Origin of the sequence: Neobacillus niacini, from assembly GCF_023715415.1 — a bacterium.
Lineage (GTDB): Bacteria > Bacillota > Bacilli > Bacillales > Cytobacillaceae > Neobacillus > Neobacillus niacini_C.
Genome location: NZ_JAMBOB010000002.1, coordinates 447454 through 474432, shown reverse-complemented (window position 1 = coordinate 474432; position 26979 = coordinate 447454). Strand labels below are relative to the sequence as shown.

General features: G+C 40.8%; 22 protein-coding genes. 2 read left to right on the top strand and 20 right to left on the bottom strand.

Annotated elements, in window-relative coordinates:
- The first annotated feature begins 85 nt into the window (after window positions 1–85).
- The gene (locus M3189_RS05705) at window positions 86–3118 is read left to right on the top strand and encodes an efflux RND transporter permease subunit (RefSeq protein ID WP_251632805.1); all 3033 of its coding nucleotides are present in this window, start codon (window positions 86–88) and stop codon (window positions 3116–3118) included.
- Between the two features lie 140 nt (window positions 3119–3258).
- Here M3189_RS05705 and M3189_RS05700 read toward each other — a convergent pair whose 3' ends face one another.
- The 9 genes from M3189_RS05700 to M3189_RS05660 all read right to left on the bottom strand — a co-directional run bounded on the left by M3189_RS05700 (window position 3259) and on the right by M3189_RS05660 (window position 13362).
- Window positions 3259–4515, bottom strand: coding sequence for an anaerobic sulfatase maturase (locus M3189_RS05700; protein ID WP_251632804.1), 1257 nt, complete (start codon window positions 4513–4515; stop codon window positions 3259–3261).
- Window positions 4516–4594: 79 nt separating this feature from the next.
- A complete protein-coding gene (locus tag M3189_RS05695) occupies window positions 4595–6913 on the bottom strand; it encodes an arylsulfatase (protein WP_251632803.1) in 2319 nt (772 codons plus the stop codon).
- Between the two features lie 132 nt (window positions 6914–7045).
- Window positions 7046–8518: an aldehyde dehydrogenase gene (locus M3189_RS05690; protein ID WP_251632802.1), complete on the bottom strand. Its 1473-nt coding sequence runs from the start codon at window positions 8516–8518 to the stop codon at window positions 7046–7048.
- On the bottom strand, window positions 8515–8715 hold the full coding sequence (locus M3189_RS05685; protein WP_251632801.1) for a 2-hydroxymuconate tautomerase: 201 nt from the start codon (window positions 8713–8715) through the stop codon (window positions 8515–8517). Before M3189_RS05685 ends, M3189_RS05690 begins: the two co-directional genes overlap by 4 nt.
- A gap of 27 nt (window positions 8716–8742) precedes the next feature.
- A complete protein-coding gene (locus tag M3189_RS05680; protein ID WP_251632800.1) occupies window positions 8743–9534 on the bottom strand; it encodes a 2-keto-4-pentenoate hydratase in 792 nt (263 codons plus the stop codon).
- Between the two features lie 73 nt (window positions 9535–9607).
- Window positions 9608–10387 (bottom strand): 2-keto-4-pentenoate hydratase, encoded by a 780-nt coding sequence (locus tag M3189_RS05675; RefSeq protein WP_251632799.1) that lies wholly within the window; start codon window positions 10385–10387, stop codon window positions 9608–9610.
- A 23-nt stretch (window positions 10388–10410) separates the two neighbouring features.
- Window positions 10411–11424 carry a 4-hydroxy-2-oxovalerate aldolase gene (dmpG, locus tag M3189_RS05670; protein WP_251632798.1) on the bottom strand — a complete coding sequence of 338 codons (1014 nt, stop codon included), beginning with the start codon at window positions 11422–11424 and terminating at the stop codon, window positions 10411–10413.
- The gene (locus M3189_RS05665) at window positions 11421–12332 is read right to left on the bottom strand and encodes an acetaldehyde dehydrogenase (acetylating) (RefSeq protein ID WP_251632797.1); all 912 of its coding nucleotides are present in this window, start codon (window positions 12330–12332) and stop codon (window positions 11421–11423) included. The genes dmpG and M3189_RS05665 overlap by 4 nt, the downstream gene beginning before the upstream one ends.
- Before the next feature lie 34 nt (window positions 12333–12366).
- Window positions 12367–13362, bottom strand: coding sequence for a catechol 2,3-dioxygenase (locus M3189_RS05660; protein ID WP_251632796.1), 996 nt, complete (start codon window positions 13360–13362; stop codon window positions 12367–12369).
- Between the two features lie 246 nt (window positions 13363–13608).
- Here M3189_RS05660 and M3189_RS05655 point away from each other — a divergent pair, with 246 nt between their 5' ends.
- The gene (locus M3189_RS05655) at window positions 13609–14382 is read left to right on the top strand and encodes an IclR family transcriptional regulator (protein WP_251632795.1); all 774 of its coding nucleotides are present in this window, start codon (window positions 13609–13611) and stop codon (window positions 14380–14382) included.
- On the opposite strand, the gene M3189_RS05650 is transcribed toward M3189_RS05655, so the two are convergent.
- The 11 genes from M3189_RS05650 to M3189_RS05600 all read right to left on the bottom strand — a co-directional run bounded on the left by M3189_RS05650 (window position 14367) and on the right by M3189_RS05600 (window position 26928).
- Window positions 14367–15257 carry an FAD synthetase family protein gene (locus M3189_RS05650; protein ID WP_251632794.1) on the bottom strand — a complete coding sequence of 297 codons (891 nt, stop codon included), beginning with the start codon at window positions 15255–15257 and terminating at the stop codon, window positions 14367–14369. The genes M3189_RS05655 and M3189_RS05650 overlap by 16 nt on opposite strands.
- Before the next feature lie 61 nt (window positions 15258–15318).
- A complete protein-coding gene (locus M3189_RS05645) occupies window positions 15319–16308 on the bottom strand; it encodes a catechol 2,3-dioxygenase (protein WP_251632793.1) in 990 nt (329 codons plus the stop codon).
- Window positions 16309–16344: 36 nt separating this feature from the next.
- Window positions 16345–16827, bottom strand: a complete 483-nt coding sequence (locus M3189_RS05640) for a flavin reductase family protein (RefSeq protein ID WP_251632792.1) — start codon at window positions 16825–16827, stop codon at window positions 16345–16347.
- A gap of 21 nt (window positions 16828–16848) precedes the next feature.
- Window positions 16849–18360, bottom strand: coding sequence for a 4-hydroxyphenylacetate 3-hydroxylase family protein (locus M3189_RS05635; RefSeq protein ID WP_251632791.1), 1512 nt, complete (start codon window positions 18358–18360; stop codon window positions 16849–16851).
- Between the two features lie 263 nt (window positions 18361–18623).
- Window positions 18624–20507 (bottom strand): helix-turn-helix domain-containing protein, encoded by a 1884-nt coding sequence (locus tag M3189_RS05630; RefSeq protein ID WP_251632790.1) that lies wholly within the window; start codon window positions 20505–20507, stop codon window positions 18624–18626.
- A 77-nt stretch (window positions 20508–20584) separates the two neighbouring features.
- Window positions 20585–21304 carry a DUF6241 domain-containing protein gene (locus tag M3189_RS05625; RefSeq protein ID WP_251632789.1) on the bottom strand — a complete coding sequence of 240 codons (720 nt, stop codon included), beginning with the start codon at window positions 21302–21304 and terminating at the stop codon, window positions 20585–20587.
- Between the two features lie 166 nt (window positions 21305–21470).
- Window positions 21471–22451, bottom strand: coding sequence for an alpha/beta hydrolase family protein (locus M3189_RS05620; RefSeq protein WP_251632788.1), 981 nt, complete (start codon window positions 22449–22451; stop codon window positions 21471–21473).
- 167 nt (window positions 22452–22618) lie between these two features.
- Complete coding sequence (locus M3189_RS05615) at window positions 22619–23413, bottom strand: XdhC family protein (protein WP_251632787.1); 795 nt, start codon at window positions 23411–23413, stop codon at window positions 22619–22621.
- A 25-nt stretch (window positions 23414–23438) separates the two neighbouring features.
- Window positions 23439–24308 (bottom strand): FAD binding domain-containing protein, encoded by an 870-nt coding sequence (locus M3189_RS05610; RefSeq protein WP_251632786.1) that lies wholly within the window; start codon window positions 24306–24308, stop codon window positions 23439–23441.
- On the bottom strand, window positions 24293–24769 hold the full coding sequence (locus tag M3189_RS05605; RefSeq protein WP_251632785.1) for a (2Fe-2S)-binding protein: 477 nt from the start codon (window positions 24767–24769) through the stop codon (window positions 24293–24295). Before M3189_RS05605 ends, M3189_RS05610 begins: the two co-directional genes overlap by 16 nt.
- Window positions 24766–26928 carry a xanthine dehydrogenase family protein molybdopterin-binding subunit gene (locus M3189_RS05600; protein WP_251632784.1) on the bottom strand — a complete coding sequence of 721 codons (2163 nt, stop codon included), beginning with the start codon at window positions 26926–26928 and terminating at the stop codon, window positions 24766–24768. The genes M3189_RS05605 and M3189_RS05600 overlap by 4 nt, the downstream gene beginning before the upstream one ends.
- Window positions 26929–26979: the final 51 nt, after the last annotated feature.

Sequence of the window (26979 nt, the reverse complement as noted above, 5' to 3'; positions counted from 1 at the left end):
TTATGGTAAATAATGGCTAAAAATTACAGAATTATGTTACTATTTTACTCGGGACTTTATATCTATATAAAAGGGGAGATTTATTGTGTCAGTTTTTACAAAATGGGCTTTTCGGAACAAAGCCGCTGTCTCATTGATGACAATTTTGGTATTAATTATTGGGGTCGTTAGTTATTTTAGATTACCCATGGAGTTCTTGCCCTCAGCAGACAATCCGCAAGTAACCATTATTACAATGGGCCAAGGAACCGATTCAAAAACAATGGAAAGTGATGTCACTTCACCAATTGAACGGGCTGTTACTGGTATAAAAGGAAAAAATTCGATCTATTCTACAACGGGAGACGGCTTTTCAAAAGTAGATTTATTTTTTGAAGCAGGTTCAGACATGAAACAGGCAAAATTAGATGTCCAAGAGGCTTTATCAAATGTGCCATTACCAGCATACATATCAAAGCCGATCATTTCGCAGCTAAATACCTCCATGATTCCTATCTCCAATATCGCTGTTACCTTTAAAGATGGCCTCACGACCGAAAACCTAGAATTGGTAAAAGAAAAAATTGAACCATTATACAAAGAAATTGACGGTGTTGCCCAAGTTCAAACATATGGTTTAGTAGCTTCGGTTATCTCATTAAAAATTGATAATCAAAAGCTAGCACAAAACCAGATTTCCCTTCAAAGTGTGCTTGGGATTCTTCAAGGTCAAAACACCGCACTTGCCATTGGCGAAAAGAATATTGACGGAAAAACTAGCAATATTAAGGTGATTGGCGACTTATCAAGTCTTAATAAACTAAAAAGCCTGCCAGTTGCAGCTAATGTAACGCTTGAGGATATCTCATCCATAGAGGAAACAAAACAATCCAATTTTCTTAATCGTTTCGACGGGAACGAAGCACTAAGCATCAGTATTACAAAGGACAGTAATTCAAATGCTGTAACCATTAGTAAAGAAATTGAAAAAGTAACAAAGGAAATTAACAAAAAATACAATCAACAAGAATCTACTATTTATGTAGCTTCAGCGGACATGGTTGAAACATCGGTTCAAACGATGATGAAAGAAGTCCTTCTTGGCGCTTTATTTGCTACGATTGTGATTATGATTTTTTTACGTAATATCCGAACCACGTTTATTACGATTGTTTCCATCCCGCTGTCACTCTGTTTTACCTTGTTCTTACTGTCACGTTCCGGGGTAACGTTAAATATTTTAACACTCGGAGGGGTTGCCGTTGCCGTTGGGCGGCTTGTGGATGACAGTATCGTAGTCATTGAAAATATTTACCGCAAAATGCAAACAGAGAAATTTTCAGTTCAAATGGTGATTGATGCAACGAAACAAGTAGGTGTTGCGATTACAGCCTCCACGTTAACAACGGTCGCGGTTTTCCTGCCAATGAGTTTATTAAACGGTGGACTTCGGGAATTCCTTTTACCTTTTGCCTTAACGGTTACCTATTCATTGCTTACTTCCCTTCTTGTGGCATTGACAGTGGTTCCGTTGATGAGTGCGGGGTTATTGAAAAATACAAAGCTTCCTGAACATAAACCTGCCTTTCGCTTTCCAAAAGCAGTCAAATGGTCTTTAAATCATAAATGGATTGTATTTACGATATCCATCCTTTTGTTTGCCGGATCGATAGGGGCTTACTTTGCCGTACCAAAGGGTGCTGTAGACAATTCTTCTGCCGACTTTATTACTGCAACTCTGAAATATCCAAATGAAACACCTTTTGAAAGAGTGAAAGATAAGGCAATACAGCTGGAAGATTCAATAACTGCAATGGATGAAGTTGATTATGTTTTTAACCAAGTCGGTTCTTCAGCTGATTCCGCTCAATTTGGCCAAATTGGTTCAGCTACCGAAGCCGTCATCAGTATCATGTTAAAAGATAAAGATGATACAGATAAGGTTTTAAAAGAAATTGAAAAGAAAAAAGACGACTATGAGGATGCTGTGTTAGAAGTTGCAACAGCTTCGTTTATGATGGGTGGAGCTGGCACCTCGATTACGATCGATGTAATTGGTGAGGATATCAATCAGCTGGAACAAACAGCAAACAATATTAAAGATGTAGTATCTGATATTGACGGCGTTGAAGAAGTAACAACGAATCAAGATGAAAAGAAAACCGTCTACTCTTTAGTAGTAAATCCTGCAAAAGGTAATACACAACAAATTGCCCAGCAGCTTGGTGTTATGCTTAATCAAACGCCACTGGGTTCGATTATGGTAAATGAAAAACAAACAACCGTTGTGCTGGAGCCTTTACTTAACACAGGAACACAAGAAGACCTGAAAAACATTCCGATTATGACGGAAAGTGGGATGGTGCCGGTTTCTGAAATAGCAAAACTAGAAAAGACTGAGAGTTCAACAAACCAATTCCATAAGGATGGGGAAACGTATCTGCAGGTCACAGCAACCGTTGATCCTGCTAAGCTCTCTGAAATCTCGACAAAGATTAACACAGAATTATTTGGAAATCAAAAAGACAATAAAGGAATGGATATCCCAGACGATGTGGAAGTACTCGTTGGCGGAGCAAGTGCCCAGCAAATGGAGGATTTCACTGACCTTTTCTTAACGATGCTCGTTTCAATCGGAATTGTGTTCTTGATTATGGTCATCACGTTTAAGTCGATTAAAGCGCCAATTGCGATTTTAACCTCCCTGCCGCTTGCTGCCATCGGTGCGATTTTAGGAATCTTAATCAGCCGGATTTCAGTAGATATAACCGCCCTACTTGGAGCGCTAATGCTGATTGGTATTGTCGTAACAAATGCAATTGTTCTGATTGACCGTGTTAGACAAAATGAAGAAAATATGAGTATTCGCGAAGCAATTATTGAAGCAACGGCTACTAGAATGAGGCCGATTATGATGACCGCAGTCGCAACGATTTGTGCGATGATTCCTCTCCTGTTTAAAGAATCTCAGACAGGAAGCCTTGTCTCTCAAAGCTTGGCTGTAGTCGTTATTGGCGGGCTGGCTCTCGCTACCCTCTTGACATTAATCGTCATCCCATGTGTGTATGAGTTGTTGTACTTTAAAAAGTCTAAGAAACAAAGAATAGAAGAATCAACAGAACAACCTATGCAAATGTAGTCTTCAATAAAAAGCAGAAAACCTGTATAAGATTGAATAATCCTGCAGGGTTTCTGCTTTTGTTAATTCGCTCTTAATGCTCTTATTACAAAAAAACCGACAAATAACTGTCACTTGTCGATTCTGCTTAAAATATGGTTTCAGCTTCTCACTATCAATGGCCCTTTGATAACCTGCATGATATCAGAAGCTGGAAGGTTATGTTCGAGTAATTGGACAATGACTTTCATGTAGCGGTGGATATGTGAGAAATATTTTTTATAACCCACACATAAATAATTTAAACCGGGCTCGCCATCATCAGATAGAAGGAAGCGGTGTTTCGGGCATTCACCATGACAAGCAAAGCGTACTTCACAGCTTTGACATTGCTTTGGCAAAGTATCTCTTTTCACGTTTCCAAAGTCCTTCTGCTCTGTAGAACTCATCATTTTCTTTAAAGAATCTTCGGAGATATTTCCGAGTTTATATTCTGGGTACATAAAATGATCACATGAGTAAACGTCCCCTGTGTGTTCGATGATCCCTGCATTTCCGCACGTTTCTGAAAATAAACAGATCGGCGAAGGAAGACCCAGCCAAGAAGCAAGTGCCCATTCAAAATTCATCACATGAACTTTCCCGACATCATTGCGAACCCATTCATCAAATACCTCAATCAGAAAATCACCGTATTGCTCGGAGCCAATCGTCCAAGGAGAAACGGCTTTCTGTACCTCCGATTGAGTCAATGACGGCGGTGTTGCATGGCGAAGCCCTAATTTCAAGGCTTTAGCATCTGGCAATCGTTCCACAATCGGGATAAATTGAAGATATTGAACCCCTTTATCTTTAAAATATCGATAGATTTCGAGTGCCCGCGGCGCAGATTCCTTCGTCACACAGGTGAGGACATTATAGCTAACATTGTATTTTTGCAAGAGTGATAGACCACGAAGCACTTGGCCTGAAGTCGGTTTCCCCCCACGGTTCACCCGATAATAATCATGGATCTCAGGAGGTCCATCAATGCTCAAGCCGACAAGGAAATCATGATCTGCGAGAAATTCACACCATTCATCATCTAGTAATGTTCCATTTGTCTGTAAAGAGTTGGATATTTTTTTGTCACCAGCATACTTTTTTTGGAATTGGACGACCTTTTGATAAAAGTTGAGACCCATTAAGGTAGGTTCTCCCCCTTGCCAAACAAAAGGGATTTCCGGTGCTTTTTGAGATTTTATATAATTTCGGACAAAGTTTTCTAATGTTGCATCAGACATTTTATAGCTTGGTTGTCCTGGAAACAAGGCTTCCTTTTCTGTATAAAAACAATAATGGCAATCCAAATTACATAGTGGACCGCTTGGTTTTGCGATTATATGAAAATTATCTTCTCGTTGTTTTAGCAGATTCATAATGTTCCCCCGTTTCTTCTTTTCCTAATGGACAAGGTACAAAGACATTCGCCTTTGTACCCCTTAATTCCTTCTTAATTTATGGAATCGTAACCACGGCTGCTTCTTCAAATGAATAAACGGCTTTCTCAATGCTTCCTGTATAAGGGAATCTCCCTTGGTTTTTGTATTCAGGGCTCACTGGGTACAGCGAATCTTCCCCAATATCTAAGCCTTCAAAGGATACTTTGAAAGGCAGCAATTTGATCTGAATCTTCCCAACATTTTCGTCATTGACATAGAGGGTGCCCGTACCTTCATTATTAATTGTTTTATCAAATTGGAAACGCAATGTCATCTTTCCATCCGTAAGGTCTTTATCAGAAACAATTTTATATCGAGCAAAACCAGAATTATGTTCATAGATTAAATGATTGTTTTTAACATAGAATGTATATCCACTCTTATCATTTCCAAGCGCTAATAATACCCCTTGATCACCTTGTTTATATTCGAACGGTATCGTAATCTCGTATGAACGATTGATTGTGAAAGGTGCTGCCGATTCACTTAAATGTGTCATTTCTGGATAAAAAGTGAACGTTTTTCTTGCTCTCGGTGAATCTTCCGGCAGATTCGCTAATGAATTGAGAAAATGTTCAGTAAGTGGAAGGACATTATTTTCCTTAGCTTCCTTCTCCCATATTTTAATTAGCTTTTCCAATCGCTTTGGTTCTTCGTCTGCAAGATTATTCAGTTCCGAAAAATCTTCATCCACATGGTATAGCTCCCAATCATCGTCTTCAAACGGCTGACCTTTTTTATGGAAGGCAATCGCTTTCCAGCCCTCATGATAGATGGTGCGATTTCCAGTAATTTCAAAATATTGTGTTTTCTTTTTAGACTTGGCATTGCCATCTTTGAAAGTATATGCAAAGCTTGTCCCAGTGACCGGCATTTGGTTGACTCCTTTTAGGGTCTTAGGCGAGTTGATTCCAAGCACATCATAAACCGTAGCCGTAATATCACTCACATGCGTAAACTGAGATCTTACTTTTCCTTCCTCTTCATCTTCGATTCCTGCAGGCCAATGTACAATCATTGGTGTCCTAATTCCACCTGCATATGTTGTACTTTTCACACTTTTAAATGGCGTATTGCTCACTTGTGCCCAGCCAGCAGGATAATCCGCATTTGTAGAATCCCCACCGATTTCATCAAGCTTTGCTTGCACCGTTTCAAAATCTTCTTGCATCGCATTGTACGCAATTGCTTGGTTTGTAGCACCATTCGAACCGCCAATTGAACTGGCACCGTTATCCGATATTAGCACAATCATTGTATCGTCTAGTTCCCCGGTTTTCTCTAAAACATCCACCATTTTTCCAACTTGTTCATCCGTATGCGTTAAGAATCCAGCATACGTTTCCATGAAACGCGTATACACTTCCTTCTGATCCTTCGACAGTTCATCCCAAGGTTGAACGCCTGGGTTTGGCGGAGCTAATTCAGCATCCTTAGGAATAAGACCGATTTCCTTTTGTCTTTCAAAACGCTCTTCACGTACCTTCTCCCAGCCTTGATCATAAACCCCATCGTACTGGTCTATGTATTCTTGTGGTACCTGGTGTGGCATATGTTGTGCCCCAAATCCCAGGTACATAAAAAATGGTTTCTCTGGTTGAGTAGAAACGTGGTCAATAATATACTGATTGCCCTTTTCTACAATTGCTTTAGAATAATGAAAGTCTTCATTGATAGGCGTTTCAATATGCGAATTGTCTTCTACAAGCTCTGGACGATATTGATCTGAGGAATCTTCTAGATTTCCAAAATAACGATGGAATCCCTTTCCCAATGGCCAGTTATGATAGGGCCCAGCAGGCGAAACTTCTGCTGTTGGAAGGATATGCCACTTCCCAAGTGCGTAGTTCGTAAAATTGTTTTCAGAGAGTACTTCGGCTACGGTTCCCGCTTCAGGGACAAGTTCTCCTCTTCGATTTGGAAAGCTTGGACCAAAGTCAAAGTTGGAAACATGTCCCATTCCTACAGCATGACTGTTTCTTCCTGTTAACAACGAGGCCCTTGTTGGCGAACAAACTGGCGTCACATGAAAGTTATTGTACCGAATTCCATTTTCAGCTAATCGATCAATGTTCGGGGTCTTAATTTCTGAACCGTAGGCACCTAAATCTGAATAACCCGAGTCATCCAAAACAATGTAGATTACATTTGTTTTTTCCCCTTGTGCCTCTTCCTTTACGGGCTTCTTATTATTGGCTGATTTATCTGAATTCGAATCCGCCTTTACTACTCTTTCACCGGAAAAGTTCGCCGAGCAGCCAGCCATCATCGATAAAGCAGATCCAAAAACGGTTGCTTTAAAGAGATTTGGAAATTTAGACTTAAAATCACTCATCATAAAATCAAACTCCCTCCCCTTTTATCAATCTATTCCTTTTTATTAAAAATGTAGGAAAGGCTCATAGTTTAAAATGCATCTATGCCCCTTTCCCTCTATACTTTTCATATCTTTATAAAATCCCCGAATTTATTTTAATGCGATACAAATATTTTTCGCTTCAGTGAAAAATTCCAAGCTGTGATGGCCGCCTTCACGTCCGACACCGCTCTTCTTGAAGCCGCCGAATGGAGCACGAAGATCACGAACGAACCAGCAGTTCACCCATATTGTACCGGCACGTACAGAATGTGAAATACGGTGAGCACGCTGGAGATTTTCTGTCCATACAACTCCGTTCAATCCGTAGTCGGTATCATTGGCAATTCGCAGAGCTTCTTCTTCCGTATCAAACGGAATGATGGTCACAATAGGTCCAAAGATTTCTTCCTGGCAAATTCTAGACTTCGAATCTTCAGTTAAATAGACTGTAGGCTCCAAATAATAACCATTTTGTAGATATTCAGGCAGATTCGGGCGCTTTCCACCACATATTAATGTCGCATTTTCTTCTTTAGCAATCTCAAGATAGCTTGTTACCTTTTTATAATGCTCTTCACTCACAACTGGTCCCATTTTGATTTCCACATTTTGTGGATCACCGACTTTTAGTTCCATTGCTGCTTTCTTAAATCTTGTAAGGAACTCATCTAAAATCGTCCGTTGCACCAAGATTCTTGACCCTGCAAGACAGATTTGACCGGAATTCATGAATGCTGCATGAATCGATACAGGAATCGCTTTATCAAGATTGGCATCTTCGAACACGATATTTGCTGCTTTACCACCTAACTCAAACGAAACCTTTTTTAACGTGTCGGCGCCGCTTTTCATAATTCGCTTTCCAGTCGCCGTCGAGCCCGTGAAGGAAACAAGATCTACTTCCGGATGGGTCGAGAGAGCCGTTCCAACAACACCGCCTAGACCATGAACCACATTGACTACGCCATCTGGAATTCCTGCTTCCTTCGCTATTTCTCCAAGAAGTGAAACAGAAAGCGGAGTCATTTCAGCTGGTTTAATAACTGCTGTGTTGCCTGCAGCAAGACATGGACCAAGTTTCCAAGTAGTCAGCATAAATGGAACATTCCAAGGCGTAATGAGTGCAGCTACTCCAACTGGTTCGTAGCGAGTATAGTTTAAATACTCTTCGCCCATGGGGTACACTTCACCGCCTTGCTGCTCCATGAAGTCAGCAAAGAATTTGATGTTGTTGGCTGAACGTGGAACTTCATGCTGGACCGCAGAATGAAATGGTTTTCCTACATCGGTCGCATCTAAGCGTGCGATTTCCTCTTTTCGTTCAAGGATGATTTCAGCCATACGACGAAGCTTTGCACAACGCTCTGCTACTGTCATGGTTCTCCACGGGCCATTTTCAAAAGCATCCCGCGCAATACGGCAAGCACGATCCACATCTTCTTGTGTGGCTTCACTGACTCTTGCAATAACCTCCTGTGTAGCAGGATTTTTCACTTCAAAAGTAGCACCATTGCTAGCTTTTATATATTCCCCGTTTATATAAAGACCAACTTCTCTAACTCCGGTTTGAACGTTTGTCATTTTGAAACCTCATTTCGCTTCTTAACTGATTCGCCCGCAATGCCCCAATGTTCAGGTTCTAGTTCATTGATCATCACACGTACACTTTGAACGGGAGCCTCTAACACATCTGATACCAAGTCAGAAACTTCTCTGATTAATCGTTCCTTTTTTTCAGGCGATCTTCCTTTAAGTATATTAATCTGAATAAATGGCATAATAGCACTCTCCCTTCGCCACGATGTTTATTCCATGAATATAGCCTCAACTGAGCCAAGTCCGTCAAAGCTTGCCGAGAAATGGTCACCGGCTTCGATTTTAATTGCCGCGGATAAGGAGCCGCTTAACACGACTTCTCCTGGTTTAATACTCTGACCAACTTTATACAACCGATTGGCTAACCAGGCAATTGCTCGCGCAGGATGTCCCATTACCGCTGCACCTGCACCTGTCGCAACGACTTCTCCGTTTTGTTTAAACACCATTCCCATCAATTTCAAATCGAAATTTTCCGGTGAATAGAATCTTTCACCAATAATAAAGCGGGAAGATGATGAATTATCTGCCACCGCATCTGCTAAGGTAAAGCTGAACCCATGGAAGCGGCTATCAATGATTTCAACAGCAGGCGCAATATATTCAGTTGCATGAAGAACATCCGCTACTGTTACATGCGGCCCTTTCAACTCTTTGTTAAAAATAAAAGCAATTTCTGGCTCCAACTTTGGATGGATGAAAGGTGAAAGCGAAATCTTTTCCCCTTCAAACAGCTGCATGCTTTCAAGCAAAACCCCGTAAGATGGTTCGTGAACACCCATCATCTCTTGTTTTGCTTTGCTCGTTAATCCAAGTTTCAGGCCTATCCTTTTTGTGTGTTCTTCTTTGCACTTCATTTCGAGTAAGCGTTCTTGTACTTTATAAGCTAACGCTTCGTCCAGTTCAGGATAGGCGTCAACAAACTTATTCACTGCTTTTTTCTGTTTTTCCGCCTCGAAAAGTTCAAAAGCTATTTGATCGATTATATCCGTCTTAATCATGTTATCACCTAGTTTCTTTTGATAATCGCACCGATTAGCGAGGGGGAAAACCCCCGCCTCTCGTGATTTCATTTTATTTTTTAAAAGAAGCCGTGACTGAACCAATATGGGCAAATTCAGCCGTAAATGTATCATTTTCCTTCACTTCAATTGCACTTGTTAATGCACCTGAAAGGATAATTTCCCCTGCCTTTAGGGTGACATCGTACTTACCTAATGAATTCGCCAGCCATGCAACCGAACGCAGTGGATTACCAAGGACGGCTGCCCCTGCTCCTGAATCAATCATTTCTCCATTTCGGTAAGCGACCATACCGATCAGGGTAAGATCTAAGCCATCAAGCTTTGTTGGTTTCCCGCCAATAATTGCACTTGCAGAAGATCCATTGTCTGCGACTGTGTCTTCAAACTTGATTTTCCAATCTTCAATCCGGCTATCAATCACTTCAATTGCCGGTACAATATAATCTGTAGCTTCAATGACATCAAGGATGGAAACATTTGGACCTTTTAAATCCTTTTTTAAAATAAAGGCAATTTCAAATTCTACTTTTGGTTGAATATATTGTTCTAGTGAAATCTCTTCGCCTTCGACAAACATCATATCTGCTAATAAGTGACCGTAATCCGGCTGGTTGACACCAAACATATTTTGAATCGCTTTGCTTGTCGCTCCAATTTTTTTCCCAACGATGATTCCACCATTTGTCACTTTTCTGCGGATAACCTCTAACTGTGTATGATACGCTTCATCGACGGTTATCCCTGGATAGGAAACCGTTAACGGCTCGATAACCTTCTTCGTTTCCTCTGCTTCCAAAAGATGAGTGGCGGCTTCTTGAATGATTGACACACCTGTTTCCTCCTTATCTAGCACTATACTTTTATCCCTTTTTTCTCCGCTAGTTCTACCGCAACGTCTAAAATCCAGTCCTCCTGGCCAGCAACCGCTTGCCTTTTACCAAGCTCTTGCATAATTTCGGATACCCCAACACCAAACTTTTCTGCTGCATGTTTAACGTGTAATAAAAAGCTGTTATAAACTCCGGCATAGCCACTTGATAAGTTGCCTCTATCAATCACGATGGGAGACTGCATGAGAGGGGCTATCTTTTCCTCTGCAGCATCCATTAAAATCGCTAAGTTGATACCGGTTTCTATGTTCATTTTATTAAGCACTGCAACTAGTACCTCCGTTGGAGCATTTCCAGCTCCCGCTCCTAGTCCTCTCAGTGTTCCGTCAATTTGATCCGCACCCGCTTCAAGCGCCGTTATCGTATTGCCAATGGCCAAGCCAAGGTTATTATGAGCGTGGAAACCGACTTGAATCGACAACGCTTCTTTTAAGGCAGACACTCTTTCACGAACGCCGCTTTGGACAAGAGCACCAGCAGAATCAACAACATAAACGCAATCGGCACCATACGATTCCATCAGCTTCGCCTGCTCAGCAAGCACGCTTGCAGGCTGCGTATGAGACATCATGAGGAAACCAACCGTTTCAAGTCCTAATTCTTTCGCTAAGCGGAAGTACTGCTCCGTAACATCTGCCTCTGTACAATGAACGGCGATTCGGAGCACAGAAATGCCAAGTTCAGCCGCTTCTCTTAACTCCTTACTTGTCCCAATCCCCGGAACGAATAAAGAAGCAATTTTAGCTTGTTTCGCGGTTTCAACCGCCACTTTAATCAAGTCATATTCAGAATGAATGGAGAACCCTTGCTGAATCGTCGAACCGTTTAAACCAGAACCATGGCTCACTTCAATAACAGGCACACCGGCTTCATCTAAATCTTTTACAATCGCCCGCACCTGTTCAGGCGTATAACTATGGCTAACCGCATGATCGCCATCTCTTAGTGTTGTATCTGTCAGTCTAGGTATCTTCATCGTGTTACCTCCTTAGCAGAAAGATAATGTCCGGCATATACATCTCCTACTCGGTAGGCGGATGCAGTCATGATATCCAAGTTTCCGGCATAGGTAGGGAAGAAATCTCCCGCTCCGATCACTTCATTCATGATGACCACTGTTGGTAAGCGCCCCCATGGAGTTTCACGATAATCAACAAATGGCGCACCTTTTAAACGATAGCCTGGAACATAGCTCGAAATCTCAGCTGCAATCGATTGAACCGATTCAATGACCGCTGCTTCATCAAACTCTTCTTTAATCACCGCATAGACAGAATTCGTCATATTAATCGGAGGCTCTGCTGGATTGAAAACAGGAATGGCTCTTGCTATACTCGCTCCGCCAATTTGCTGAACCGCATTTGCCGTTGTGCGAACAAACTCATCGACATTTTGTCTTGTTCCTGGTCCAATCGATAGACTTGCCGCTGTCGCAATGACTTCTGCATAATGAACTTGCACTATGCGATTGACAGCATGAACAAGTGGTGTCGTCGCCTGGCCGCCGCAAGAAATCAAGTTGACGTTCATCGCTTCAAGATGATCATGTAAATTAACGGTTGGCACGACAAACGGTCCAATGGCTGCAGGAGTCATATCAACGGCTACTTTCCCTTGTTCTCTTAGTACTGGAGCATTCAGCTTATGGGCTTTTGCACTTGTCGCATCAAACACAATCTTAATCTCTGAATCTTCCAATATCGCTTCTATCCCATGATGGCTAGTTGCAATTCCCTTTTCCCTTGCTCTTGCTAGTCCTTCGGAATTTGAATCAATCCCTGTCACTAAGGCTAACTCCATGTTGCCGTCATTTTTTAAAATTTTGTACATCAGGTCTGTTCCTATATTTCCCGATCCTAAAATTGCTACTTTTACTTTCGTCAAGACCTCACACCCCGCTTTTCTAGTATTCTTAGAATTAAGGTTTTACAACTTCTTTTTCAACAACTTCACTTGATGTAAGTGGTGTTCCTTGCGTCCACCAAGATACTGGGAAATCGGTTCCAATCCAAGTATCTCCATTGCCAGGAACATCTTTCATTTCCCAGATTACTGGTTTCCAAGCTGGATCCGTAATGATATAACCTGCATCTCCAAACAATTCGATGCGGTTGCCGCCTGGTTCAATCACATACATACAAAATGCTTGGGAAATTCCATGCTTATTAGGAGGAACTTCAATCTTGATACCATGATCTTTCATTAAATCAGCCACATCATAAAGGTTTTGAGGAATGCCATACCAGTAGCAAAGATGATGAAGCTTTCCTTTCACGCTATTAGGCTCTTGCATATAAGCAATTTCATGAACAAGATTAGAAACGCTTATCCAGCTTCCAAGGACATGACCGTTATCTTGAATTTGCTCTCTTAAACGGAAGCCAAGATTGTCGATTAAAAAGTTCGTATCAACTGCGGGATTGGAAGTCATAAGATTGATATGATCCAAGCGACGAACCGGTACCCCACGATCTGGGCGTTTGGATGGACGGTTTAATAGTTTTGAGCGCTGCTGTTCTGGAACATTGTAATATTCAACGTTCCAAAGGATTTCCATTAAATGGCCATCAGGAGTAGAAAATTGATAAGCTTTTCCATGTCCAATATCGCCGTCTATCCAGCCTTTTCCTAATCCTGTCTTTTCAATTTCTTCTACACGGCGCTCTAGGGCTTGCGGGGACGTTGCCCGCCATGCCACATGGCCGACTCCCGCTTCTTTTGATTCGGTGATTTTTAATGTATTATGGTAAAAATCTTCATAAGCACGAAGATAAACGGAACCACCTGAACGAGCCGTTACCTCCATTCCTAGAAATCTTGTAAAAAATTCAACAGATTGTTCTAGTTTTGGAGAAAGAATCTCCACGTGTGCAAGTTGTGCAACATCAAAAATTGGTTCTTTAAAAATAGTCATGTCCGTTCCTCCTAAATTACCTTTTTAATTTTTTGTTTTGGTAAACCATGAACACACTTTATTGACGAAATATAATGAATAATGATACCGTTTTCATTATATTCGGTATCAAATTCTTCTTCTTTTGTCGAAAACTTGATGTATGCTTTAATCTTAAAGGGATGGTAAGCTACTCACAACGACAGCGTCCCTTTATGCGGGACACTTTCTAAATTTTTATATAATTTTTACTATTCGGAGGAAAATATGATACAAGAACAAGAAAAGCTTCTCTCTTCTGTAAAAAATGCCATTAGAATCCTGCGTGCTTTTAAAATGGATCAACCACAAAAAGGGGTACGTGAGCTTGCGAAAGAGCTTGGATTGGGAAAAAGCAGTGTCCAAAGGATTCTTACAACCCTTGCTTCCGAAGGCTTAGTAAAAAAAAATAAAGAGACCAATAAATTTGAGTTAGGTCTCTCCGTTGTTGAATTGAGCTCCATTGTCCTAGGTAACATCGATCTACATACGGAATCACGTCCGATTTTAACCGACCTTGCTAATAAATGTGGGGAAACCGCTCACCTGGCAATTTTAGATGGAAATCATGTGGTCTATTTAGACAAAGTCGAAAGTAAAACTTCGAATAAAGTACCCTCACACTTAGGATTACATAATTATGCTCACTGTACGAGTTCAGGAAAGCTTCTTCTTGCTCATAGCGGAAACCACTTGGTTGATTTGGTGATTCAAAACGGACTTGATCCTATTACACCGAAAACCATCACAGACCCAGAGAGGTTCCTAGAAGAGTTGAAAACAATCTTAAAGCACGGCTATTCCGTTAGTGTCGATGAATATACCATTGGACGGACATCCGTATCGGCACCTGTGAGAGACCATACAGGAAAAGTCATAGCTGCTATTAATCTAGTTGGACCTAGTTCACGAATCTCCAAACAAAGAATTGAGTATTTTGCGAGTGAATTAATCCATTCCGGAGAATTAATTTCAGAGAGACTTGGTTACTGGAAAAGGTAGATTTCCTCATAGACTCCTATAGAGGAGCTTAAGACCTGTTTTGAATTCACTTGTTGAACAAATCCCTTAGGCAAAACTTTCTTCCAAGAAAGTCGAACACTTTCCCATTCATAAAAAGGAAACACCCCCCCTTGGGGTGAAAGTAAAGTAAGCCTTCCTTCATGAACGACCGCGATTTGTGTGGTCGCCTCTTGGTGAAGGTTTACGGTGACTTCATACCAACCTGAAGCAGGCATCAAATAATACGGATGCAGTACTACCTCCACATGTTTTTTACGGAAAATAATTCTGCCCTCACTTTGATATTCATTCCCTAAATAGGAAGGAATCCTTTCCAGTTCACCAGCAAAAACCAGTTGACGAATGAGTGTAGAACTGATTTTTTCGCCTTCCCACTCAATTCTATCCACCTTGACTCCCTCAATTTTTCCATCTGAATCCCTTTTCATGGTATCCATATTGCCTTCGCCCCGGTGTCCATATGTAAAATCAAACCCCGCTACCACCTGTTTTGCTCCAAAGTCCAAAAGATAGGTATGAACAAATTCCCTTGGAGATAACCTCGCAAATTTTTTGGTAAACTGAATCAAGTAAAAACTATCTACCCCTAACTCTTCAAAAATTCTACGCTTATCCTTCATTGGCATGAGATAAGGGATTATCTTTTTCCCATTTGAAAGGACCTCTTTCGGATGAGGGAAAAAACTCATAATGACCAAAGGGAGTTCTTGTTCTTCCGAAACTCTTTTTGCCTCTTTAATCACCTTCTGATGACCTAAATGCACACCATCAAAAAAACCTAGAGCCATTACACAGGGCTTTGTTCGTAAAAGAGTTTGTTCACGGTTGTTGCTTGTCACATGAATGAATTCCAAGATAGCTCCCCCCATTGTTCACCATTTACGGATCTCTTAATGCATTTCTTCTAACAAACTATTAAGACTTCACGACTTCCTCTGTTTTCACTGGTGTGAGCGGTGTTCCCTGCGTCCACCATGATTGTGGGAATTCAGTTCCGATCCAAGTGTCGCCATTGCCAGGAACATCCTTCATATCCCATACCACCGGCTTCCATGCTGGGTCCGTAATGATATAACCTGCATCTCCGAATAATTCAATGCGGTTTCCGCCTGGTTCAATCACATACATACAGAAAGCTTGGCTGACTCCATGCTTATTCGGTGGAACTTCAATTTTAATACCATGGTCCTTAAGCAAATCTGCCACATCATAAAGATTTTGAGGAATTCCATACCAGTAGCAAAGATGATGCAGCTTTCCTTGTACTCCGTTAGGCTCTTGCATATAGGCAATTTCATGAACCAGGTTGGAAACACTAATCCAGCTCCCTAGCACATGGCCATTATCTTGGATTTGCTCTCTTAATCGAAATCCGAGTGTGTCGAGCATAAAGTCCGTATCGGCCCCTGGATCCGAAGTCATGAGATTAATATGATCTAAGCGGCGAACCGGCACACCTCGATCTGGGCGTTTGGATGGTCGATTTAATAGTTTCGATCTTTGGCCTTCTTCCACATGGAAATACTCAACGTCCCAAAGAATTTCCATTAAATGACCATCTGGATTTGTAAATTGGTAGGCCCTTCCATGTCCGATATCACCATCAATCCAGCCTTTGCCTAAGCCCGTTTTTTCAATTTCCACTACACGACGTTCAAGCGCTTGCGGTGAAGTGGCACGCCAAGCAACATGGCCGACTCCCGCTTGCTCGGATTCGGTAATGATTAATGTATTGTGATAGAAATCCTCATAAGCACGGAGATAAACGGATTTTTCAGAACGAGCGGTTACTTCCATTCCAAGAAATCTTGTAAAAAATTCAACAGATTTTTCAAGCTTCGGAGAAAGAATCTCTACGTGAGCAAGCTGTGCTACATCAAAAATTGGTTCCTGGTATGAAGTCATAGTAATTCCCCTTTTATTTATATTGATTGAAATAGACTATTTATTAGCGAGACTAACTTCAGGCAAAAAAGAGCGATATTGGCCATTAAAGAACATAAGCGGCTCTCCTTCTTCAAGCTTAATATCGATTACTCTGCCGATAAACAATGTATGATCTCCTTCGATGTGTTCATTTACCACTTCACATGCTACCTGAGCGATGGCTCCTGTTAAGACAGGGAGTCCAGCCAGCTGATCGAAATCGATTTCTCTTTTTTCCTTTATCTGACCAGCAAAGATCATTGAATATTCTTGCTGCTCTCCCGATAAAATATTGACGGCAAATTTTTTACAAATCTTGATTCTTTCGAGCATTTGCGCCCTTTCTCCGATGGATATCACTACTAACTTTGGATCAAGAGAGACCGACATGAAGGCATTAGCCGTCATGCCGTGCACCTCTCCTTCTACTTCCGTTGTTATTACGGTGACACCCGTAGCGAATTTCCCCATAGCTTGGCGAAATTGACGGTCATCCATTCTGTTCCCTCCTATAAAGCTTTATGATTTAACAGCTTCTTTATCAGCAGCCTCTGCCCACGTTTTGTTTGTCCAACCCTTAAGGTCATAATCGTTTAATGCAGAATCAACGAATGCCTTTTGTTGATTCGCAGCACCTGTTGCCTCAAAATGGAATAACGCTTCCATATTGATGTTTTCATGGTTTCCAGCATAGTTGACTTCATATAATTCATGACAGCCGCCAAACTCTGTACCGATTGTATCCCAAACCATTTTCAATAATTTCACACGTTCTTCCGCACAAATTCCTGTTCCGCGGTAATACGTGTCCAAGTAAGGTTTTAAATCTTCATTGAGGAAATCTTTTGAACTAGAAGGCAATTGTATTAATCCGCCAGCCACGACTTGCTCAAAGATATTTTTCACTTTCACCCAAGCCAATGGAGCTAACGCGCGGTACGCAGCACTTGAGAAAGAGTTTGGAATCACTAAGCCGTTTGGCCCTTTTTCAGGATCCGTTGCCATTGCGGTAGAAAGACCCCAGAACATATTTCGTAAAGCGACGACTTCGCCAATCTTTGCCTGAACCCCACGGAAATCTTTCGTTCCAGCTCCTTCCGTTGCTTTCAATAACAGCCCGGTCATAAAATCCAACTTAACGGCGAGTCGTGTACAACCATGGAAAGTAAAGCGCGGGATGAAACCGCTTACTTTTGCGAAGTTATTCGATACTTCAATATTTCGGTAAGCCAACACATTTTCCCAAGGGATGAACACGTTATCGAGCACAATCACCGCATCATTTTCATCAAAGCGGCTGGATAACGGATAATCAAATGGCGTTCCGGTTTTGTATGCATTTAATTCATAGGATTGGCGGCTAATCATGCTTAGGCCTTCAGCATTCATTGGCACAAAGAAGATCAGTGCATGACTATCATCGCCACCGCCTAAATCTTTCGGTCCATAGTTCGCAACAAAGTTATAATGTGTTAAAGCAGAAGCTGTCCCAACCATTTTGGCACCGCTTACAATTATGCCGTCATCGCGCTCCGCAACCGCTCGAACAAAGGCGTCTTTATTCTCGTGTAAAGGTTTTGAACGATCTACCTGTGGATTAATGATGGTATGATTAATGAATGGTACTTCTTTTGTCGCTTTTTTGTACCATGCTTTTGCGTTGTCTTCGAACCCTTCATAAAAATGACCAAATGCATTTAGGTGCCCAGTAAAAGATGCTTTGTAATCAGGAGTTCTTCCCATAAAACCATAGCTTAGCTTTGCCCACTGAGCAATGGCATCTCTTGACTCTAGCAAATCCTGAGAACTAGTAGAAGTTTTGAAAAATTTATGTGTTCTGTCGCCAAATTCGCTTGTTGTTGTTAAGATATCACGTGTAGCTGGATCATGAAGAGCATCGTACATTCTCGCATACGAACGAGCAGAATTTCGATAAGCGGGATGCGTTGTAACATCTTTAATTTTTTCTCCGTTTAAATACACTACCCTGCCGTCATTTAGACTTTCCAAATATTCTTTACCTGTGTACATTTCTTCAACTCCATTCTTAGATTCCTGCAATTATAAGTGTGATTGATCTGTCCATCACTAGTACTATCATAATTTATCTGAAAATTCGTAACAATAACACAGGATGATAGAAAACGTAGTAAATACTACTACTTTGTGTCAGTTCTGTAAAAAAAAGCCGAACATCCCTACAGGCTGCACTCCTGTGGGTAGTCCGGCTAATTCATAAATGAATAGGCTTCAAGTTTTTTAAACTCCTAGATTTCTTGTTTAAGAATATCCATTTACTCTGCTTGTATTTTTTTGATTCTTTCATGCTCAACAATTTTCAATGCCTTTAACGCCATCATTAGCTGAAATTGTCTTTGAGGATCACGCAAGTCACAATCAAGAAGATCGGTAATTTTGTTAAGACGATAACGAAGTCCGCTTTTAGAGAGTGCGAGGGTTTCCGCTGTTTGATCTAAATTTCCACCTTGGTCAAGAAAATGGTAGAGCGTTTCAATCAACTCTAGTTTATTCTTATCAAGATTTTCGTAAAGAACTCCAAGATGATCGCGAATCATTTTCTTGATTGCTTGTTCATTTTGGTCATTAATCAAGATTCCAAGCATGCCTAAATCACTAAAAAGCGTGATCGGTTCATCCCTAGAGGATTGCCGAACGGCTGAACATGCTTCTTCCATTGCAACCCCAGCTTCAAGGATGTTGCTATTTTGCGAACTTATTCCTGCTAAGAATAGCGCATTTTTTAAATGCTTCTTTAAAAATGAGACTAAAGCCTGAGTCGTTTTCTCCAAGTTATGCTGACGGACTTGTTTCTCGGTTATCAGAAGAATTAAGGTGTCAGGTCGCTGGCCGATTAACACATTGAGGCTTTCTTCTTCTCGAAGGTAAGTAGACACCATTTCAAATGTTTTTTTATGAAGCGTGAATGCCTTTTCATCACATGTATTTAAAAACTTGTAGGTCAATGCCACAATATGATAATGATCAGATAGATCTAGCTGAATAAAATCCGCTTTCCTCATGATTTCTTGCTGCGAATATTTCCCACTAATAATTTCTTCAAGAAAATGTCCTTTCACTTGTTCCATCGATTCCACTTCTGTTTTTTCCTTTAAAAACAGAAGCGAGCAAATCGAGGCTAAGCGATCAAGAATCATCGAGTCAATCTCATAATTAGGGGTTCTTTCTCGTTCGTATATAAAAGAACAATAACCTACAATCTTGCCTAAAAGGTAGATTGGAGTCTTCAGACTAATCCCTTTTTCAAACGAGAAAATACCCACTTTCGAATGACATTGCTTTTTATCTGGAATCTCAGAAAATGTATCTCTTAAAGATTCCAAGTCTTCTAGGTTAATGCCTTTACAGGCTAAGACATGTTGACGACTATCCTCCACGACAATTGGAAATTGATTTTGTTTATGTAAAATATCGAGAATTGAATCTATGTTATTGCCTTTAATCAGCTCATTGGTCATCTCATTATATGTTTTCGACACAAGTGCAAGATTATTTTTTTCCAGCATCAGCTTTTCGTTTGTTTGCTCCAGTTCCGTCAAAATCGGCAATTCTTTACTATAAGAAAAGAATTCCTCCGCCTCATCCTTCCATTCCGAAACAAGACGCCCTTCCCAAACACAACACGGTGCCCCTTGTCCCTGACATTGCAATTCTTTGAAAAAGACGTCCACTCCAACCACACCAGTAACATATCCCGTGGCATAACCGGTTAACGTATAACAAACAGGCCCTTGGCTAATCCCAAAGTTTTTAAGATGTTGTTCCGCTTCATATGAATTTTCCCAAACCCCTTTAAATCGAAACGATTTAAATTCGTTTCCTTCCACTTCAAACTCTTTTTCGGTGATGTGGGATTTCGCATGTCCTTTTAAGGCATGGATAATCGGACCATATTCGATCTTTTCCAGTAAACTTAAGGAATCTTTTTTAGCCACCTTTTGTGCATCTTCAACTCCCAATTGATAGCCATATTTAAAGAAAAAGGTTTTCATCCGATTAATCCCAATATTTTCAATTAAATCACGCTGCATTGCTCCGAAAGCTTTGGTTGAAACAAAAACAGATCTTTCATTGTTTGCAAACCATAATTCATTTTCTTGGCGAATATGTAATAAGTCATTTAGTTTTAGAGTCTTCATTTCATTCTTCCCCTATTTTTTATTTAGTTAACATAATACTATTATGTGTATCACCACTAAACAAAAGAATGAATCTATTAGTGAGCCCCAAATTGTTCCTTTACTAATGCCTGTTCTTCACTTGGACTTAGGATCCCGTATGCTTTTCCAACTGTTCCTTTATTCATTTTCCAAATTGTGTTATGTTCAGCTACGATATTACTAAAATCATTATTTAACCACTCCGTTACAATCCCAAGATAATCAATATTTTGATTGAACTCTGGATTCTTCTTAAGAGCTTCCTTTACTGCTAAAAGGTTAACCTCGGTCATTTGAACAAATCCCCATTTTTCTTCTGAGCGCACTTTTTGATGTGTCATATTATGAAGAATCTCGCTTATATCATTTTCGGATGGTGATTTATCTAAACCTAAAGCAATTTTTGCTTGATCAATGTCGTTTCTCAATTCTGCCAAACGTGCCTCTTCCTTGGCCATTCTATTATTGATAAATTCTTCTTTTACAAGTGCTACTCGTTCCTTGAGATTTAGCTTTTCTTCACTATCTGGCAATAAATAGACCGCTTCTTCCGCCGCTTCTATGTTCTCTTCTGTCGGATTCATTTCCGCACTAATCACCTTTGTTTCAGCAAATCCACTCTCCTCTTGTATAGCTTCTCTCTCTGCCTTTAGTTGAGATTCAATCACAGCTTCTTTCTTTTCTTTTTGGTAAAACTGGTAACCTATCATTCCTCCACTAACTAACACTATAGCTGTAAGGAAAATGATGACAAACTTCTTCTTTTGAAAATCCATGATGCTTCCTCCGATGTAATGTAAAAAATCCATTCTTCTATAAGTATACCTGATACATTAAATATTTTCAGAGTAGAATTGCCCCTGATTCATACTTCTAAACCAAATCCTGTTAAGCATAAATGCATAGAAAAAAGAAATCCCATCGTATGAACGAATGGGAGATTCATTTTACCAGCATTTCGGATTTATCGATAGAAACACATCTACTCTTCCAAGTTCTTAACCAATTCCTAATTATATCTTTTAGTTCAGCGTCAATGGGTTGTTTCAGAGACTTTTTATTATGATTCAAGATTTTGCTTATGCTGTATTCAACATCTGTTTTACGAAGCATATGCGTCATATCTTGAATAATATGTGTCTCACATTCACCTTGAACAAATGAGTTGATTTTTTCTAAGTCGCTGACTTTTACGTTTACATCCTTCGTACCTGTAATTGCCAGCACAGGACAAGTGACCTTTTGTAATGGTTGTGATACGTCAAATTGTATATGCTCTCGATTCCATTTCGCGTTTATCTTTTTCCCTTTATACTTTATAACCGGCTCATCCGATGCAAGAAGTGCCTCGATTAAATCATCATTCATTTTTGTGATTTTTTTATCTACTTTTAATAGTCGAAGCAACCAGCCTTGAAACCCTTTTACAGATCTAACATCATTTATGATTGCCTCACGCTGCCATGTCATGGTATCAGCTAGTGGTTCAGCCGTTCCTGCAAGAAGAATAATTCCTTCAACTGGAACTTTTTCATTCACATAAGGCGCTAAAATACTACCTTCACTATGACCTAGTAAAATCACACTCTCTGCATCTATGTTTGGATGACTTTTTGCAAACTCTAACACAGCCTGTGCGTCGTCGATTAAATCCTGCACACCTGTTTCATAAAAGTCCCCTTTACTCGCCCCTACTCCTCGTTTATCATAACGAATACTCGCAAAACCCTCTTCTGCCACTACTTCACTTAATTCCTTAAATATATTCATCGGCATTCCTTTCGCATTGGAATCCCGATCGGTTGGACCACTTCCGTGTACCATCACAACTAAAGGACATTTTTCGTTACTGCCTTCTGGGATGGTTAATGTTGCGGCTAACGGAAATTGCCCTGGTATCGTTACTTCGTACTCTTTACTCATCATTTCATCGCCTTTATTCGTTATTTATCATACTTATATTGGATAATTTTATTAACTACAGATAGAACGTCTACGTTAGCCATATCGTTCAATTTATTTTTGCTTTATTTTACAATATATTACAAAAGGGTGCCTGTCACCGTTAAGACAGGCACTCATTGAATATTCTACCTAGTTAATTGTTTCATTTTTGCTGGCTTGGTTTCTTTGGTTAATTTGATGATTTCTCCCATTATACTAATGGCAATCTCCTCCGTTGTTTCCGCACCTATCTCTAGTCCAATTGGAGAATGTACCTGCTCAAGCTGTTCTTCTGTGACACCTTCACTTTTTAATTTTTCAAAAATGGTGATGGTTTTTCGCTTGCTGGCAACCATTCCTACATAGGCAATCGGAAATTGTAGTGCTGTTTTTAAGACAATATCATCGCGATCCTTTGTCACAATGATTACATACGACTTTTCGTTTAGGTTGGCAGCGAGCATTGCCTCCCCAATATCCTCGTTGATAAAAAGGTTCGTCGCATTAGGGAAGCGTTCCTTAGTGGCATAACCAATGCGATCATCGACAATGCAATACGGATATTCAAGAGAATCAGCAAGCTTTGATAACGCACCTGCCAGATGACCGGCTCCAGCGAGAACGAGTTCAGGACGGCTGGTATAGACTTCAATGAAAACCCTCAGCGTACCGCCACAATTCATTTGAATTCCGTCTTTTGCATGTTTATTCAATTTGTATTCAACAATTTTCGATTTACACAGTTGAATTGCTTTTACACTTTCTTGAATGATATAGTGTTCAGCCAAGCCCCCGCCAACCGTACCTTCAATTGAACCATCAGTGTAGACAATCATTTTTCCCACATGCCTGGGAGTTGAGCCCTTTGATTCGATTATCATGGCTAGAGCAAAGGTTTCATTTTGACGATTCAGCAAGGCGACTTTTTCCATTAATAGCATATCTAGCTCCCCCCTTTTGTAAAAATTAAGTAGGTTGATATTGTTTCATACTAAGGAAATAACGTAGGAGATTTAAGGCGACGGTTTTTCTGTATAAAGCTGTCGAGCGCTGATCATCAATGGGTTTAATGATTTTGTCAAAGGCAGCCACCACCTGGGCGATGTCTGAATCTGTTAAAGGTACGGTCCTACCCAGCAGCATTTTTTCAATAGCTACGGAACGAATCATTGTCGGTCCGACTGCTCCAAAGGCAAAGCGAACATCCTCAATTCCATCTCCATTTAACCTGATATAGCCTGCAAACCCCACTTTGGCAATGGCATCTGCATTGCGGTTGCCTACTTTTTCAAAAATAACATGTGCGCCATCATCTAGTACGGACGGCAAGATTATTTCAACTAGAATTTCATTGGACTCCCGTTGAATCCTTCGCACCCCTTGAATAAAATCGCTAATTGGTACGATGCGATCTCCTTTTACAGAGCGAAGCAAGAGTTTTGCGTTGTAAACGTATAATAAAGGTAGTGTGTCACCTGCCGGGGAAGCGTTGCAAACATTTCCTCCCAATGTCCCTCTGTTACGAATTGCAGGTGCCGCAATCGTTTTGATTGCTTTCTTTAAGACGATAGGAATGAGCGGGTTTCCAAGTAATTCGCTATAAGTACAGCAGGCTCCGATGTGAAGATCCTTTTGGTTTTGATATACCTTTTTCAGTTCAGAGAGATGATCTATAAAAACAATCGGTTTCGGGATTTTCGGAGGTACTCCCCTTCGACTTTTATACATGACCATGACATCGGTACCACCGGCAATAATTGCACAGTTTTCTTTATTCAATTGGCTTAAGGTTTGGTCTAAACAATCGAACCGATACGCTATTATTTTTTCTGCCATAAGCCGTCCCCTTTTTTCGCTGCGAGGTTTATTGCATCCACAATCATGTTGTAGCCCGTACATCGGCACAGATTTCCGGAAATCCCTTCACGAATTTCAGCCTCTGACGGATGTGGGTTTTGCGATAATAACGCTGCACTTGCCATAACCATCCCTGGAATGCAGTAGCCGCATTGTACTCCTCCAGCATGGCTATAGCTCTCATCTAGATTCTTAAATTGTTCACTTTCCATAATTCCTTCTATGGTAACAACATCGGCTCCCTCAATGGATCCAATTGGAATCAGACAGCTGTTTTGCAGGAGGTTATTTACAAACACACTGCAGGCACCGCATTCTCCTTCCCCACAGCCTTCCTTCGTTCCAATTAACAGTTGTTCCTCTCTTATAAAATCTAGCAATCTCACTGTGGCGGGGGCGTCTGTTTCGATTGTTTTTCCATTCAGGGTAAATTTAATCAACCCTGTTCACCTTCTCTCACATAAAGACTTTCTATTATGACTTCTGGTGTAATCGGTATTTGCTGAAAAGGAATTTGCAATGCATCCTCAATCGCCGCTTGGACTGCTGGGGCGCCGCCAATTAGTGTTAATTCACCTGCTCCCTTCGCCCCGTACGGACCATCGGCATAGGGATTATCAAACACCTTGCTTTGGATTGAAACAACATCTAATGAAGTGGGAGGGCCATAATCGGTTATACTTTTTTGTTGGATTTTCCCTTCTTTTGACGTCATCTTTTCTAGATAACCATATGCTAATCCTTGTGCTAAACCACCGTCAATTTGGCCTTTCATAACCCGGTCATCAATGACCTTCCCTACTTCATAATTGGCGAATACCTTTTCGAGCTTTATATTTCCTGTTAACGTATCCACTTCCACTTCAACGATATTCACGCCCCATGAATATGCAGGGTAGGCATCTCCCGTAAAGGTTTTTTCGTTCCAGGGAATCATTTCCCGATGAACGTAGTCCTCTGTTACTTCTTGTTCCACCCCAGTCTGCCACTGAGCTTTCAGTTTTTTTGCAGCCCGTTCAAGTAATTTTCCAACTATCATTGTCGTTCTGGAGGCAACAGTCGGACCGGAGTCTGGAACCTCTTTTGTATCGGGATATGGATACAGAACATTCTCTAATGGGAGGTCTAGTTCTTTGGCGACAATTTTACTCAGCGTTGTCAAAATGCCTTGTCCCATATCAGAATTTGATATTTTAAGTGACACCTGGTCGTCTTTTGATTTAGCCAGCTTCACCTTTGCTTTAATATGATCTCTTTCCCCGCTGCCTGTAAATCCACAGCCATGGAGGAACAATGATGTACCGATGCCTTTTTTATAACGCTGATTTTGTTGATTGAGCTGGTGGTATTTCTGTTTTTTCTTTTTGTAATTGGAGCTTTTTAGCAAAACTTCAATCATATCTTCCATTAAGATGGGATCACGGAAATTCCCTTTTGTAATCGTGGGGTCTCCTTGTTTAACAAGGTATTTTCTTTTATATTCCAGCGGGTCATTGTTTGCTAGTTTGCTAAGATGACCAATATGACTTTCAATTCCAGCGAAGCTTTGAGGTGCTCCGAAGCCTCTGAAGGCACCATTCGGAACAGTATTGGTTTTTAAAACATAGCCTTTTGCATGAAAATGTGGAATTTTATACACACCAGCACTGTTTAATAAGGCACGCTGCAGCACGACTGAGCTCAAACCTACATTCGCTCCGCCATCTAGAAAAATCTCTATACACATGCTCAAAATGTTACCTTCTCTATCTATGGCCGTTCGATACTTGAGTTTGGCTGGATGCCTTTTTGTGGTCACCACCATATCCTCAGAACGGTCAAACACGAGCATTACTGACTTTTTTACTGCTTTTGCGGCTACAGCTACGTGACACGCCATCATCGAAGGAAATTCTTCTTTGCCGCCAAATCCTCCGCCGGTAGGGCTTTGAACCACTCTGACATCATCATCACCACAGTCTAAAGCGTTTACCAATGCATTTTTTATATAATATAGACATTGCATCGACCCCTGGACGACGATTTCATCCTCCTTGTAAATGGCGAGCATCCCTTGTGGCTCAAGGTAGACATGTTCCTGATAACCTGTATCATATTCTTCTTCAATGATTTGATGGGCTTTTAGCTCAATCGAAGTAATGGTGTCCAAGCTTTCTCCAAATTCATAGTTTGCCATATTAACCCCAGGTGCTGATTTTTGCTTAATGGCTTCCTCTAAGGTATAGATAGCCTGATGTTCTTCAAATTCAATCTTCACTTCATCTAACAAACGGTACAGGACATCTAGATTTTCCCCAACAAGCATGAGAATCGGTTCTCCAATATAATTGACCCACTCATTGGCAAAAATGGGCTGATCTTCTTTTATAATTTTGACATAGTTCGGACCGGGGATATGCTCAGCCCCAACCGCTTCATATCCTTCCGGGAGGTCAGGTAATTGAATGGATTTGATTTTCCCATATGCAATCGGCGAACGAAACAAAACACCATACACCATATTTTCTACCTTCACATCACTAATATAGGGCAACTGGCCCGATACCTTACCCTTATGGTCCTTTCTGGGCACTGAGGTGCTAATGTCCTTAAGATTCATGCCAACAACACCCTTCGACTCATTTTTATATAAACCTCTTCCTACAATCTT

Coding starts and splice junctions, on each gene's coding strand:
- M3189_RS05700 (WP_251632804.1), bottom strand. CDS start 4,515: ATGAATCTGCTAAAACAACGAGAAGATAATTTTCATATAATCGCAAAA.
- M3189_RS05695 (WP_251632803.1), bottom strand. CDS start 6,913: ATGAGTGATTTTAAGTCTAAATTTCCAAATCTCTTTAAAGCAACCGTT.
- M3189_RS05690 (WP_251632802.1), bottom strand. CDS start 8,518: ATGACAAACGTTCAAACCGGAGTTAGAGAAGTTGGTCTTTATATAAAC.
- M3189_RS05685 (WP_251632801.1), bottom strand. CDS start 8,715: ATGCCATTTATTCAGATTAATATACTTAAAGGAAGATCGCCTGAAAAA.
- M3189_RS05680 (WP_251632800.1), bottom strand. CDS start 9,534: ATGATTAAGACGGATATAATCGATCAAATAGCTTTTGAACTTTTCGAG.
- dmpG (WP_251632798.1), bottom strand. CDS start 11,424: ATGAAGATACCTAGACTGACAGATACAACACTAAGAGATGGCGATCAT.
- M3189_RS05660 (WP_251632796.1), bottom strand. CDS start 13,362: ATGACTATTTTTAAAGAACCAATTTTTGATGTTGCACAACTTGCACAC.
- M3189_RS05655 (WP_251632795.1), top strand. CDS start 13,609: ATGATACAAGAACAAGAAAAGCTTCTCTCTTCTGTAAAAAATGCCATT.
- M3189_RS05645 (WP_251632793.1), bottom strand. CDS start 16,308: ATGACTTCATACCAGGAACCAATTTTTGATGTAGCACAGCTTGCTCAC.
- M3189_RS05640 (WP_251632792.1), bottom strand. CDS start 16,827: ATGGATGACCGTCAATTTCGCCAAGCTATGGGGAAATTCGCTACGGGT.
- M3189_RS05635 (WP_251632791.1), bottom strand. CDS start 18,360: ATGTACACAGGTAAAGAATATTTGGAAAGTCTAAATGACGGCAGGGTA.
- M3189_RS05630 (WP_251632790.1), bottom strand. CDS start 20,507: ATGAAGACTCTAAAACTAAATGACTTATTACATATTCGCCAAGAAAAT.
- M3189_RS05625 (WP_251632789.1), bottom strand. CDS start 21,304: ATGGATTTTCAAAAGAAGAAGTTTGTCATCATTTTCCTTACAGCTATA.
- M3189_RS05620 (WP_251632788.1), bottom strand. CDS start 22,451: ATGAGTAAAGAGTACGAAGTAACGATACCAGGGCAATTTCCGTTAGCC.
- M3189_RS05615 (WP_251632787.1), bottom strand. CDS start 23,413: ATGCTATTAATGGAAAAAGTCGCCTTGCTGAATCGTCAAAATGAAACC.
- M3189_RS05610 (WP_251632786.1), bottom strand. CDS start 24,308: ATGGCAGAAAAAATAATAGCGTATCGGTTCGATTGTTTAGACCAAACC.
- M3189_RS05600 (WP_251632784.1), bottom strand. CDS start 26,928: ATGAATCTTAAGGACATTAGCACCTCAGTGCCCAGAAAGGACCATAAG.